15 protein-coding genes are annotated in these 13,532 nt (G+C 55.7%); 6 read left to right on the forward strand and 9 right to left on the reverse strand.

From position 1 onward, the window contains the following. The coding region (locus ACWIUF_RS20135) for a helix-turn-helix domain-containing protein (protein WP_448574323.1) at positions 1-261 on the reverse strand (261 nt) is incomplete at its 3' end. A 101-nt stretch (positions 262-362) separates the two neighbouring features. After that, on the reverse strand, positions 363-992 hold the full coding sequence (locus ACWIUF_RS20140) for a phycobiliprotein lyase (protein ID WP_448574338.1): 630 nt from the start codon (positions 990-992) through the stop codon (positions 363-365). A gap of 222 nt (positions 993-1,214) precedes the next feature. On the opposite strand from ACWIUF_RS20140, the gene purM reads away from it, so the two are divergent. Together purM and ACWIUF_RS20150 are read left to right on the forward strand one after the other, a co-directional pair. Then, the gene (gene purM / locus ACWIUF_RS20145) at positions 1,215-2,264 is read left to right on the forward strand and encodes a phosphoribosylformylglycinamidine cyclo-ligase (RefSeq protein ID WP_448574324.1); all 1,050 of its coding nucleotides are present in this window, start codon (positions 1,215-1,217) and stop codon (positions 2,262-2,264) included. Between the two features lie 47 nt (positions 2,265-2,311). Further along, complete coding sequence (locus ACWIUF_RS20150) at positions 2,312-2,704, forward strand: Fur family transcriptional regulator (RefSeq protein ID WP_448574325.1); 393 nt, start codon at positions 2,312-2,314, stop codon at positions 2,702-2,704. A 277-nt stretch (positions 2,705-2,981) separates the two neighbouring features. On the opposite strand, the gene ACWIUF_RS20155 is transcribed toward ACWIUF_RS20150, so the two are convergent. From ACWIUF_RS20155 to ACWIUF_RS20180, 6 genes are all read right to left on the reverse strand, one after another. Then, positions 2,982-3,962 carry an SPFH domain-containing protein gene (locus tag ACWIUF_RS20155; RefSeq protein WP_448574326.1) on the reverse strand — a complete coding sequence of 327 codons (981 nt, stop codon included), beginning with the start codon at positions 3,960-3,962 and terminating at the stop codon, positions 2,982-2,984. 88 nt (positions 3,963-4,050) lie between these two features. After that, on the reverse strand, positions 4,051-4,497 hold the full coding sequence (locus ACWIUF_RS20160; RefSeq protein ID WP_448574327.1) for an NfeD family protein: 447 nt from the start codon (positions 4,495-4,497) through the stop codon (positions 4,051-4,053). Positions 4,498-4,774: 277 nt separating this feature from the next. Then, the gene (locus ACWIUF_RS20165) at positions 4,775-5,500 is read right to left on the reverse strand and encodes a hypothetical protein (RefSeq protein ID WP_448574328.1); all 726 of its coding nucleotides are present in this window, start codon (positions 5,498-5,500) and stop codon (positions 4,775-4,777) included. Continuing rightward, positions 5,410-5,970, reverse strand: coding sequence for a pantetheine-phosphate adenylyltransferase (gene coaD / locus ACWIUF_RS20170; RefSeq protein WP_448574329.1), 561 nt, complete (start codon positions 5,968-5,970; stop codon positions 5,410-5,412). Before coaD ends, ACWIUF_RS20165 begins: the two co-directional genes overlap by 91 nt. Positions 5,971-6,277: 307 nt before the next feature. Then, a complete protein-coding gene (locus ACWIUF_RS20175) occupies positions 6,278-7,102 on the reverse strand; it encodes a cation diffusion facilitator family transporter (protein ID WP_448574330.1) in 825 nt (274 codons plus the stop codon). Positions 7,103-7,186: 84 nt separating this feature from the next. Next, the gene (locus ACWIUF_RS20180; RefSeq protein ID WP_448574331.1) at positions 7,187-8,038 is read right to left on the reverse strand and encodes an alpha/beta fold hydrolase; all 852 of its coding nucleotides are present in this window, start codon (positions 8,036-8,038) and stop codon (positions 7,187-7,189) included. A gap of 213 nt (positions 8,039-8,251) precedes the next feature. On the opposite strand from ACWIUF_RS20180, the gene ACWIUF_RS20185 reads away from it, so the two are divergent. The 4 genes from ACWIUF_RS20185 (at position 8,252) to ACWIUF_RS20200 (ending at position 12,629) form a co-directional block, all read left to right on the forward strand. Then, entirely contained in the window at positions 8,252-9,418 is a 1,167-nt protein-coding gene (locus ACWIUF_RS20185) for a glycosyltransferase (protein WP_448574332.1), read from the forward strand. A 199-nt stretch (positions 9,419-9,617) separates the two neighbouring features. After that, complete coding sequence (locus ACWIUF_RS20190) at positions 9,618-10,346, forward strand: sugar transferase (protein WP_448574334.1); 729 nt, start codon at positions 9,618-9,620, stop codon at positions 10,344-10,346. A 240-nt stretch (positions 10,347-10,586) separates the two neighbouring features. Beyond that, entirely contained in the window at positions 10,587-11,663 is a 1,077-nt protein-coding gene (gmd, locus tag ACWIUF_RS20195) for a GDP-mannose 4,6-dehydratase (RefSeq protein ID WP_448574335.1), read from the forward strand. A 24-nt stretch (positions 11,664-11,687) separates the two neighbouring features. Continuing rightward, positions 11,688-12,629 carry a GDP-L-fucose synthase family protein gene (locus tag ACWIUF_RS20200; RefSeq protein ID WP_448574336.1) on the forward strand — a complete coding sequence of 314 codons (942 nt, stop codon included), beginning with the start codon at positions 11,688-11,690 and terminating at the stop codon, positions 12,627-12,629. Between the two features lie 133 nt (positions 12,630-12,762). On the opposite strand, the gene ACWIUF_RS20205 is transcribed toward ACWIUF_RS20200, so the two are convergent. Beyond that, positions 12,763-13,359, reverse strand: coding sequence for a hypothetical protein (locus ACWIUF_RS20205; RefSeq protein ID WP_448574337.1), 597 nt, complete (start codon positions 13,357-13,359; stop codon positions 12,763-12,765). Positions 13,360-13,532 lie beyond the last annotated feature (173 nt).

The following is a 13,532-nucleotide window of genomic DNA, read 5'->3' on the forward strand; positions in this document are numbered from 1 at the left end:
TTTCAATTCTGGGAACTGCTGTTTGGCAGCCGCCAGTGCCTGGCACTGGGAGTAGTATGTGGGCCGCTGGGCAGCAGCAGGGATGATGTACTCCCGGTCGATGCGACAAGCATTGATGTCGCACTTGCGAGAACGCGCCCAATCTTTACGTTCGGCCAGCGCAAAATTGTAGACTTTCCGGCAAATCTCCAGCCAGTCCGCAATAATCGCTTCCTGCTCAAGCGTAGGTTGCAGCTTGTACTCGTAAGTGAGGGTTACCATGCTGCAATTTTAGCCTTTTGATTAAGGTGTTCGCAGTTTACTCAAAGCCGTCCGAGAAGGACGGGGCTTGAATCCCATTATTTTTTGGTCAAGGCCCGCCTCTACCATCCGAGGAAGGAAAGATAGGGGGTTGGCACCGTTGCGGTGGTTGGGGTTACCGGTGTCTGCGCGTTCTCAGCGGTTGGGGGGCTGGTCGGAGTCGCATCGTCGGCTTCGATCCGCCATTCTGTACAGAACGTGGCCGTGGAAAAGCCACCAAACCGTTTGACCGTGCTGGTGCGCATCCGCAGGCTGGGGGTAGGGAACCAAAAGCGCTCGATCGAACTCATGGTTTCATACTCTGTCGTCAGCACTAGGGCATCCTCGTCATCCATATAGTATTGACCCGCCACCGGAATGATTTCGGCGTAGCCCCGTTCCCTGAGCAGGGTGCCTTGACGGGGATTAGCCACATCTGGGATCAGGGCAAATACCGTCGTTCCTTCATGGTTTTCCTCATCCTGATCCCAGGCCATTGAGCTACTCCAGGAGACAAAGGCTCCCCCGATCGCGGTTTGTGGGTCAACTTGATGGAGTTGGCAAATTTCAATAATACTGGCGTCTTGGGCGGGTAAGGCTTTGACGTAGATCTCAGATTCCCCGGCTTCCGATCGCCGGAAGGCTAAGTGATGGGTGGTGCGTTGCGATCGCCACTTACCCGTACTTAGCTCAAAAAACGCCATGACATTCATTGTCACCTGAATCCCCCTTAATCCGCTGCCTCAATCACAACCATCCCTGAGCTACCCAGGGCCGCAGGTTGATTTTGATCATACCGCGACTCACTCGGTTTGCCAGCCAATGCTTTGCCGACTTATGCGACACTCAGGAAGGGAGTGAACCCAGGGCCAACCCTACCCCGGTAACGGGTGCTGGTTCTTCCCAGCGTGATTGTGAGCCAACGGGTTAGTCCTATGGATTATCGTGATGCGGGTGTGGATGTGGTGGCTGGACGGGCCTTTGTTGATCGCATTCGTGCCGCCGTTACTGCGACCTATCGCCCGGAAGTCCTCGGTGGTTTGGGGGGGTTTAGTGGTCTGTTTGCGTTACCCACGGGCTACCGGGAACCGGTCCTGGTCTCTGGCACCGATGGGGTGGGGACGAAGCTAAAGCTGGCCCATGCCTGCGATCGCCACGAGACGATCGGGATTGATCTGGTGGCCATGTGCGTCAACGATGTCTTGACTGCCGGGGCAGAACCCTTGTTTTTCCTGGACTATTTGGCAACGGGCCGTTTGCAGCCGGAACAGTTGGTCCAGGTGGTGGCCGGTATTGCCCAGGGCTGTCAGCAAGCGGGCTGTGCGCTGATTGGCGGTGAAACGGCGGAGATGCCCGGTTTTTACCCACCTGGGGAGTATGATTTGGCTGGGTTTTGTGTCGGGATTGTCGAAAAATCCGAGATCCTGGATGGTTCCCAGGTCCAGGTAGGGGATCGGGTCATTGGTTTAGCCAGTCAGGGTGTCCACAGTAATGGCTTTAGCCTCGTGCGTAAAATCCTGGGAGAACCCTTGGCAGAGGCCCTACAAGCCTGTCCACCGGAACTGGGGGGGGCGACGCTGGGTGAGGTGTTGCTCACGCCAACGCAGATCTATGTCCAACCCGTGCTAACAGCCCGACGCTCGGGTCTGGCAATCCATGCGATGGCCCACATTACGGGGGGCGGCTTGCCAGAAAATCTGCCCCGCTGCCTGGGTCCCAACCAGGCCCTGCAATTTACCCACTCCTGGCCGATTCCTCCCATCTTTGACTGGATTGCGCGGGTGGGGGAGGTGCCGCCAGTTGCCCTGTTTGACACGTTCAATATGGGTATTGGGTTTGCGGTGATTGTGCCCCCGTCTCAGGCTGAGCGAACGATCCAGATCTTCGAGCAGCAGCAAATCGAGGCGTTTGCGATCGCTGAAGTCATCCCTGGTCAGGGCGAACTGCTCGGCCTACCCGGCAGCCCTGACGGTCAGCAAGGTTAGGTGAAGATCACTAGGCTAAGATCAAAGGAATCATTCCGCCATCGTTAATGAGAGCCAGACGTACCCGTAGCCAAGAACGGATTCTCACCCTGCTGAAGCAGACCCCCCAGAGTCTCTCGGCCCAGGAGATCTATGTCGAACTGCACCGACGAAAGCAGGAATTGGGCTTAGCCACAATCTACCGCGCCCTAGACGCGCTGAAACGGGAAGGCGCGGTGCAGGTGCGTGCCCTGGCCAATGGGGAGGCCGCCTATAGCCTCATCCACGCCGATCGCCACCACCTGACCTGTCTACAATGCGGCAACTCGATCCCGATCGACGAATGCCCTGTGCATGAACTTGAAGCCCAGTTGAACCGATCACACCACTTTAAGATTTTCTTTCACACCCTCGAGTTCTTCGGCCTCTGCGATCGTTGCCAAGCCCAGGCTACCCCTTAAGGACATCCCGATGACGGTGGGAGCGGGGCAGTTGCACTGCCCCAATTAACGCAATTGCGTTGGCTGTGGGCGCAAGCTGGGTACTTTTCGAGGTGTGCTTAGCGCCCTTTAACTGCAATTTTGAGACTGCCACCCACGCTTGGTCGTCACAACTTTCGTCGCTCCAGGCGGGCTGATCTCCCGATGATTATTCGTTGGCCTGCAACAAGTACTGGCTAGTGACGACTGAAGTCGCCACTACGAACTGGGGGATAAGCGCGGGGATGCCCGCGATCGGCTAACGAACGATCGGGGGGATATCGCCACTGTTATTGCCACTAATCACCGCCTTCATCCCCTCGATCGTCGCCGGGATACTGTGGGGGTCCATAAACATCACCTTGCTACTCTCGCTGCTGCCAATCTTGAGACCCATTTGCAGGTATTGCTGGGCCAACAAGAATTGGAGGGCTTCCCGGCTATTGGGATCAGCGCCGAGGGTGCGTGTGATGAGTTGCATCGCCTCTGAGGTCCCCTGGGCCCGGAGAACTTGCTCCTGTCGTTCAGCTTGGGCGTGGAGGATCATGGCCTTTTGCTCCGCCTCCGCTTCCAGAATCGTCGCCTTTTGGCGGGCTTCCGCATCGAGCACCCGGGCTTCCGCTTCCCCACGGGCCGTGTTAATCGCCGCATCCCGTTCCCCTTCTGAGGTAAGGATGGCGGCTCGCTTGCGCCGTTCCGCCGCCATTTGCAGTTCCATTGAATCCTGCACGGCTCGAGAAGGCGTGATATCGCGTAATTCTACCCGTGTGACCTTAACGCCCCAGGGATCGGTCGAGGTGTCTAATTCCCGCAGGAGGGTTTCGTTGACCTGTTGCCGGGCCGTAAAGGTTTCATCCAACTCCAGTTTGCCCATTTCGGCGCGAATCTGGGTCAGCACCAGGTTTTGCATCGCCTGCACCAGATTTTCTACCCGGTAGAAGGCTTTTTCCATATCGATAATGCGCCAGTAGACGACGGCATCTACCGAGATGGATACATTGTCACGGGTAATACAATTCTGCTTGGGAACGTCCAGCACCTTTTCCCGGATGGTTTCCTGGTAAACCACTTTATCGATAAAGGGTGTCACGAAATTAAGGCCCGGTTTCAGTTTAGTTTTGTAGCGACCAAGGCTTTCGACCAGGGCTTCATCACTTTGGTTGATCACTTTAACTGAGCCAATGATGGCTGAACCACCAAAGACGAGAAATACGAAAAAGATAAATCCAAATCCTCCCATCGGGGCTGTCTCCTCAAACGATTGGGTTAAAAATCACTGTTAGTCAACCACCGCTAACCACTGGCTAAGGGCAGGGCAGACCGGAGGTTCATCCCAGATCTGAACTTTTGAGCACGGATTGGGGCACCACAATCAGCGTGGTCCCTTTGCGCCCGACCACGTAGACCTTTTGTTGGGCGGGAATGGTTAGCGCTTCGTCTTCGCAACAGGCTCGCCAGGAATTCCCTTCATATAGCACCCGTCCGGCCTCCCCAGCGGGGATTTCCGTGAGGGTTTCGGCTTCCCGTTCGCCCTCTAGGTTCAGGGCCGCCTTGCGATCGGGCACCAAGCGCCGTGACAGCATCAGGAGCACCCCAGATAGGGCGATCCAGAGGGCAAATTGGACCGTAAAATACGGGATCACTAGGGCAACGATCGCCACCAGCAGGGCACTAACCCCCAAGGTAAATTCGATAAAAGCCGAGGGCAGAAACAATTCTGCTAAACACAGAACTGACCCCACCAGCAGCCACACCAAACTTAAATTCAGGGACATGGTATTCCATCCGTCCGATGTGATCTCAGGGCGAACAAGCGTCCAATCGAACCTCCACAGCCCCATCCTACTGTAGGGACACAAGCAGCCGCCAAATTTTGTAGTGTTTCTAAATTTTGTAGTGTTTCTATAGATGTGCTATCGATAGCTGCCCCCTGCTTCCTGCCGCTGGCTAGTACAGTGCCAAGTTAATTAGGCAGAGTTTGTCGTGTGGGCTTCTGCCCGCCACCACTCAAGTCGTGACGACCCCACATTGCCAAACTGGCTGTTGGCTATCCTAGGGGCGAGATTGGGAAGGGTTGCCCCGGCCTTCGGCAGGTCGGATTGCCGATCGCACTTGACCGCCACTCAGTTCAGCGGTGTGGGAGGGGGGCAGTTCTCGCTGGAGTTGGTTGCGACCGTTGCGGATGATGCGCATCATGTCATTCAATTGCTGCTCGATCGAATTCAACACGCGATCAGCGTATTCGTCCGCTCCCTGTTCCAGGGATTCACATTCCATCAAGGTACGGCGTTGAGCGTCACTCAGTTCCTGTTGGGCCTGCCGCCGCATTTGCTCAATCTCCTGGATGGTCTGCTCCCGTGCCGCTTCACATTCCTGTTGCACCTGTTGCCAGATCTGGCGGGCTTCCATTTCGGCTTGCTGGATAATCCCTAAATCATCCTTAATCTGGGCTGCCCGTTGTTCCGCCGCTTCGATGATCGATCGGGCGTACTGTTCCGTTTCCAGTAAAATCTCCTCCCGCTGCTGGACCACCTCTTGGGCTTCGCGGAAGGCGGCGGGTAAGCTCAGGCGTACCAGGTCCAACTGCTCCAAAAACTGTTCCTCATCCACCAAGGTCCAGCGGGTAAGGGGCAGGCGGGTACTGTCAAGGATTAGCTCCTCTAGGCGGTTTAACTCCCTTTGGATATCTACGTTATTCCCTCCGGCTGCGGTGGGTCTGCTGGCGTAGCCTGATCCGTTACGATCGGATTCGGTCCGAGAGGAGTCTTGGCGCAGCATCGGTGATAAACATCCAGGGCGACGTGTTTAGGGACAAGATGATCGATCGAACCATCAAACCGGGCCACTTCTTTGACGAGACTACTGCTCAGAAAGCTGTGCTCCGTCGAAGTAGCCAAGAAGACCGTTTCAACCTGTTCAGCCAACGTTTTGTTGGTGTGAGCCATCTGTAGCTCCAGTTCAAAGTCTGATAATACCCGTAATCCCCGCAGAATGACCTGAGCATTGTGGGAACGCACGTAATTTACCGTTAGCCCCCCAAAGCTATCCACGACGAGGTTGGGTAAGTGGGCTGTCGATCGGCGAATTTGTGCCATACGCTCTTGCACGGTGAACATCGGGGTTTTGTTGGGGTTACGCAACACTGCAACAATCACGGTTTCAAACAGCTTACAACCGCGCTCGATAATATCGAGGTGCCCTAGGGTAATGGGATCAAAGCTGCCGGGATAGACTGCAATCACGGTCACTCCAACGAAACAACTGGGGATGTTCCCCGCACCCGATCGCACACAGATGGCGATGGATATAGCAGACTCACTAGAAGCCTACCAGAGTTATACCATTTTGCTCTACTGCCCTTGAGGTTACCCCCAGTAAATTTAAGGAAAGTCCCATGTTCTATTTGATCAGGTTGCTGCTGCTGGCCAGCTTACGGACCCAGGAACTTCGGGGGGGCGACGGGCGGGAAATGCGACGCCCGCTGTCAATTGCCGGGTTGCCGCTAGAGGCTCCTAGCCCCTTTGACGGTGCTCTCCCTGAGACTGGGCTTTAGGGTCAGCAAGACGCATCCGTTGGGGCTGAGCGGGTTGAAGCACTTGTCTGAAGCTTGATGCTGTGCTCGTTTAGGGGGGAGGCGCGGTGGATCACCGTGGCCAAATCCGTTGCCCCGATTTCTTGCCAACCCCAAGCCGCTAAAGATGTGGATTGTGGCAGGGGGGCTTGGACCGGGGGGCCTTGATGCCATTGCGTCCAACCTTGCCCCATCAGCCAGAGGCCGCTGCCCCCAATCAACCCCGCAATGCCTAAACTAATCACCCCATCTAGCCAGAGCCAGTGCAGGACTGAAATGGCGATCGCGGCCACAATCACGCCGATTGAACTGGCCAGATCCGCCAAGCTGTGCAAAAAAACGCCCCGTAAGTTCAAACTTTGCTGACTGCCCCGGTGCAATAATGCCATCCCAATGCCGTTGATCAGTAACCCCACGATCGCCGTCAGCAACATAGGCAGGCTGATGACCGTGGTGGGGGGATGGGCCAGATGTTTAGCGGCTTCCCAGGCGATTAACCCGGCCATGAACAGTAGGCCGATCGCATTTAGAAGGGCTGCCCCCAGTTCCCAGCGCCGGGCGTGGGCACGGTAATAGGACCGGGTGAGCCGGGTCATGCCCGTGGCCCCTAGGGCAATCAGGATAGCGCTGGCGTCGGCTAGCATGTGCCCAGAGTCAGATTGCAGCGCCAAGCTATGGCTGAACCGTCCGATCACCCATTCCAGGCCCGCAAAGCCAAGGACCAGGAGCAGGATAGGACCCAGGACCGCTAGGGGCTGGGCCGAATGGCGAGGCTGGGAGCAGGCGGGGGTCAAACACGGTGAGAGCATGGATGCAGCAAACCCACAGACGCGAACATTTCAGGGGGGTAACTTTGCACGGCGGGCAACCCTAAGGGGGACAAGGGGACCCGGTTAATGGGGCTGACGGCGCAGGAAGGGGATAAGTGCCTGACTCACCTTCTCGTGCCAGTCCTCTTGGGGATAATGCCCCACCTGTTCCAGCTTGACAACTTCGGTCTGGGGAACGGCGATCACGAACTGTTCCACCAGGCTGAACGGCAGCCAGGGATCTTCCATGCCCCAACCCACCAGGGTAGGGTGTTCCCAGGTTTGGAAGCCCGTTTCAAGTTCGGCCAGGACCGTGGGCAATTGCAGGTTACGCACCGTGGCCAGCAGGGCACGCCCCACCGCCGAGGTTTTCAGGTAGGGCCGCCGATAGACATCCAGGGCCTCATCGGGCACGCGGTAGAAACCGCCGCCTTCGAGGGTGCGATCGATCATCAGGGGGTCCTGGGTCAGCATATCGCCAACGAAAGGCAGTCCCAGTTGTTTGAGTTTCCAGGGCAGACGGACGGCTGTGGTTAGGGGCGCGTTGAAAATGGCAAGGCGTTCGATGCGATCGCGGTGCCGCAGGGCATATTGCAACCCCACCGACCCCACAAACCCCTGGACGACCAGGGAAAACCGCGCTAGGTCCAACGCATCGACAAAATCGGCAAACGCCTTGAGATAGGCTTCTGGGGTATAGCTGCCAAATTCGCGGGGTTCCGGTTTGCTGGAAAAGCCAGAGCCGATCCAATCCGGCGCGATCGCCCGCCTGCCCTGTTCCGCCAGGGCAGGCAACACCTCCCGCCAGCTATAGCTTTGGGAAGGGATGCCGTGTAACAGGACCACAGGGGGACCTTCCGGCTCCTGCATTGGGAGACATTCCCGATAGAACCACTGCAAGGTACCCACATCGATCTGCTGTTCCGTCACCTTCATGCCCACCATTAGCCCGCCAGCGCCACCAAAATTTCTCCCCCCAGTATGCCAGGATTTGGAATGCCTAGATTCGGCATGCCGGAATGCCGATGGGTAAATTGATTGGTAAATTTGATTGGTAAATTGTAGGGGCGGGTTTTGCCAACGGCTTTTGGGGACAACAGGGTCCCAATAAACCCGCCCAATGCGAACGGTTGGTTCCGGGAGAGACGGGTGACAGCCAAAAAATCCTATGCCCTGATTCACGAATGGTTGACCCCCCAAGCCACGGGCGGGTCCGAACTGGTCGTACAGGCGATTTTAGACCTCGTAGAGGCCGATCTCTATGCTCTGATCGACTTTGAATCTACCAATCCCGACAGCTATCTCTACCAGCGGACGATCGGGACCACTTTTCTGCAACACTTTCCTCAAGCCCGCAATGGCGTCCAGAAATATTTACCCCTATTACCCCTGGCGATCGAGCAATTGGATCTGCGCCAGTACGATATCCTGCTCTCCTCCTCCCATGCGGTTGCCAAAGGGATCTTAACCGCACCGCACCAACTCCATGTGTGCTACTGCCATACCCCCATGCGCTATGCCTGGGACCTCACCTTCGACTATCTCCAGGGTAGTCGGGCGGGTCAGGGGGTGATGGGCTGGCTCACCCGCTATTTGCTGCACCGCCTGCGTCAGTGGGATGTGATTTCCGCCAATCGGGTGGACTACTTCATCGCTAACTCGCACCATACGGCCCGTCGCATCTGGCGCTGTTACCGCCGCCCCGCTGAAGTGATCTATCCACCTGTGAACCTCGATCGCTTCCAACTTCAGCCGGAGAAACAGGATTTTTACCTCACCGTTTCCCGCCTCGTGCCCTACAAGCGTGTGGACATCATTGTCCAGGCGTTCAACCAACTCGATCGGCCCCTGATTGTGATTGGCGACGGCCCTGACTTACCCCGTCTCCGCCAGATGGCCCGCCCCCACATCCAATTCCTCGGTGCCCAACCCAACGCGATCGTGGAACAACACATGGCCCAGGCCAAAGCCTTTGTCTATGCTGCTTGTGAGGATTTTGGCATTGCGCCCGTCGAAGCCCAAGCTTGTGGTACTCCCGTGATTGGCTACGGGGCCGGGGGCGTGGGGGAAACGGTACGGGATTGGCAACAGGACCCCCAGGGGGGCACGGGTATCCTGTTTACCCCCCAAACCCCGACGGCCCTCATGGCAGCGGTTGAAGCTTTTGAACAGCATCAAACCCAATTCAGCCCAGAGGTGATTCGTCGTCAGGCGGAGCGCTTCTCGCCGCAAATTTTTGCCGAACACTATGGTCGGTTTCTTGCCCACGGCATTGAGGCCTTTGACCAGGGAGCCACGATCGTCCCCCCGTCGTAACGGCTGCAAACCCAGGTCGCTCGGATCGGCCCACGCCAGCCCAAATCGTGTCCTAGACAACAATATTGGAGACAAACACAGCCCGATTTAGCCGGAATTCGGGCTTGAATGCTTAATTTTACGACTGGGCACACCGGATTAGGGGGATCTGGCTTTATGATGATGACTGTGTGTGGTGTGGATTGTTGTAAGGAGTAAAATGACTGCCGAAAGCCAACTCCTCTCCGGCAAGTTAGTTCGTACACTAGTCAAGCGGGGGTTTCAGCCCCTTGCTGTCCGGGGTAGACGTAGGGGACTGCCTCGGAGCCTGGATCGGGAGTTTCCCAAACGAGTGTTTGATATTGTCTTCTCGCTAGCGGTCCTGATCCTTTTCTCTCCCCTTTACCTGTTGCTGGCGCTCCTGATCGCGCTCAGTTCGCCAGGACCGATCTTCTATGTCCAAACCCGGATTGGACAGAATCACCGACCCTTTGGCTGCCTCAAGTTCCGCACGATGGTCGAGAATGCGGATGAGGTATTGCTGGAGATGCTAGAAACGTCGCCCAATGTCCGGCAGGAATTTGAAGACAACTTCAAACTCAAGCACGACCCCCGAATCACCTGGATTGGTCGCTTTTTGCGTCTGACGAGTCTGGATGAGTTTCCCCAGTTCTGGAATGTCTTGATGGGGGATATGAGTGTGGTCGGCCCTCGGCCCCTGGTTCCGGAGGAACTGTACAAGTACGAACACCATATCCATAAGGTGTTAACGATCAAGCCGGGGATCACGGGCCTATGGCAGGTGTCTGGACGGAATGATATTCCCTATCCGCGCCGTGTCCAGATTGATACTTACTACGTCGATTGTCACAATCTCTGGACGGATTTCTGGATTGTGCTCAAGACGATCGGGGTGGTGATATTCCCGAAAAACAACGGGGCTTACTGAATCGAGCGTTTGCTAGCTAGGACGGCGCAGCTAAACCCAGTGCCTCTCCGGATCGGACGGCTGGCTTCTTTAGGAGAAGTTGGCTCGGTTAGGGGGTAGGGTGGCGTTGTGTCGTCATTTTGGCGGCACCTGAATCTGGCCATCACTTGGCTATGATCAGGTCACGATCGGGGCACGATCGGGTAATCCCTTAGGGGATGGCAGTTGCTCAACCGCTCAATCAGGATGAAGTAGACGCTTATGGCAGTAAAACGGGCTTTGATCACGGGGGTGACGGGACAGGATGGGTCCTACCTCAGTGAGCTTTTGTTAGAGAAGGGGTATGAGGTGCATGGCATCATGCGCCGGACTTCAACGTTTAATACCGATCGCGTTGACCACCTGTATATCGACCCCCACCTAGCTGAAGCCCGCTTCTTCCTCCACTATGGCGATCTGACGGATGGCACAACCCTACGACGGCTGCTAGAGCAAGTTCAGCCAACGGAAATTTATAATTTGGGTGCCCAGTCCCATGTCCGGGTTAGCTTCGATGCGCCGGAATATACGGTCGATACGGTGGGGATGGGGACGCTACGGTTGTTGGAGGCGATTCGGGATTATCAGCAGCGGACCGGGATTGGGGTGAGATTTTACCAGGCCGGGTCGTCGGAGATGTTTGGGCTGGTGCAGGAGATTCCCCAAAAGGAGACGACGCCGTTCTATCCCCGCAGTCCCTATGCTTGTGCCAAGGTCTATGCCCACTGGCAAACGCTGAATTACCGGGAAGCCTATGGTTTATTTGCCTGCAACGGGATTCTCTTTAACCACGAAGGTCCCCGACGCGGCGAAACCTTTGTGACCCGGAAGATTACGCGGGCGATCGCGCGGATCATTAACGGTACGCAGCAAAAGCTATATCTGGGTAACCTGGATGCAAAGCGCGACTGGGGCTATGCGAAGGATTACGTGCAGGCCATGTGGTTGATGCTGCAACAGGATGAACCGGATGATTATGTGATTGCCACGGGGGAAACCCATTCCGTAAGGGAGTTTCTCGATCTGGCTTTTCGTTATGTCAACCTTAACTGGCCGGATTTTGTGGAGTTTGATGAGCGCTACCTGCGACCGACGGAGGTGGAGTTGCTGATCGGTGATGCAAGCAAGGCTCGACAGAAATTAGGTTGGCAACCGTCGGTGACGTTCTCGGAATTGGTGCATTTAATGGTGGATGCGGATCTGGTGGCTTTGGGTTTGCCGACACCCAAGGGCGATCGCTTACCGTCTGAGATCGACCCAGCCTTTATCCGCCACGATTCGAGTCATTTGGTGCCTTAAACCTGAGGAGCAAGGAGTAGGAGGATGCACCCCCTAGACTTAAGTGATAAAAACATTCTGGTAACCGGGGGGGCGGGCTTCCTGGGGAAACGGGTGGTGGCCCAATTGGTGGCGGCTGGGGCTAATCCTGATCGCATTACGGTGCCGCGATCGCGCGACTGTGATCTGCGCCAACTGGCCCATTGCCAACGGGCTGTCCAGGGACAGGATATTGTCATCCACCTGGCGGCCCATGTGGGGGGGATTGGGCTGAATCAAGCTAAACCGGCGGAACTGTTCTACGACAACCTGATGATGGGCACCCAACTGATCCACAGTGCCTATGAAGCTGGGGTCAAAAAATTCGTCTGTGTGGGGACGATCTGTGCTTATCCGAAGTTCACCCCGGTCCCGTTCCAGGAGGATGATCTGTGGAATGGCTATCCTGAGGAAACCAATGCACCCTACGGCATTGCCAAGAAAGCGCTGCTGGTGCAACTGCAAGCCTATCGTCAACAGTATGGCTTCAATGGGATTTACCTGTTACCGGTGAATCTTTACGGCCCAGAGGATAATTTTGATCCTAATAGTTCCCATGTGATTCCGGCGCTGATCCGTAAGGTGCATGAGGCCCAACAACAGGGCGATCGGCAAATCTTTGTCTGGGGCGACGGCAGTCCCACGCGGGAGTTTCTTTACTCGGGGGATGCGGCCCGTGGCATTGTCATGGGAACCCAGTTGTACGACAAACCTGAACCCGTGAACCTGGGCACGGGACAGGAAATTTCGATTCGGGATTTAATCACCCTAATTTGCGAACTGATGCAATTCGACGGTGAAATCGTCTGGCAAACGGATAAACCCAATGGCCAACCCCGCCGCTGCCTCGCAACGGAACGGGCCAAATCTGAGTTTGGATTTGTGGCCCAAGTGCCTTTCCGTCAAGGGTTAGAAAATACGATCGCCTGGTACCGCCAGCAGGCGTAAGGGTCACGTTCGAGAAGCCTATGAGTGGCCCGACTTTCAGGGAGACCTTCCTAGTTGGTCAGATGATAAGTTTTGCAAAGCTCGTAGTAACGACTGAAGTCGTTACGGGCTAAAGCCTCGCTGTTATGGTTGATCATTGGGAGATCAACTTACTGGGCTTTCTCTCTGCAAAAACACCGACTCCGAAGTAGCACGGAGCATTATTACATCGGTACATATCAACAGTTAAGGTAAAGGTTGCACTCCATCTGGGGTTTGCTGTAACTACGGGGAAATTATCAACTTCGCGATCGGTTCCAATCTTGTTGCCATTATCATCATACAAAATGAAATCTAGATCAGTGCAATCCTCATCGCATACCCCGATAATTGCATAGTTGATACCAGACTCTAGAGAAATCTTGAGGTTTTCGGTCATGCCGCCTTCCATTAAGTTGACATAGTTGTCATGGGTTTGCTCATAGTCCCCTAAGCCAGCTAGGAGCTTAATTGCATCCAACTTAGTTTTCACCTGGGTTTCGTAGCGGCTAACTTCTGCCGGACGAGGGGCTTGGCCAACTGAGTTAATGCTGCCTAGAGAAGGGGAAGGGGTTGGGGCCGGTGAGTTGGTAGGAGTTGGTGAGGGGCTGGTACTACTTCCTTCAAAAGGAACGAAAAAACAACCAGTTATCTGGGTGGCTAAACTAGCTAGGACAAGGAGTTTCAACCAAGAAGATTTGAACAATAGCATAAGGGCACCTTGTCTACGGACTGAACAGGAGGATGTGCGGAAATAGGACGACACGACCAAAGTGGTCCTTCATTTTGCGGTGCTACCAGAGCGGGGGCTGGATCAGAACCGAGTCACCAAAGGGCTGGTCCAGACGGGGGAGGGGGGTCTGGAGGCGGTGGTGGTGGTGGCGG

The organism is Trichothermofontia sp. (assembly GCF_053493415.1).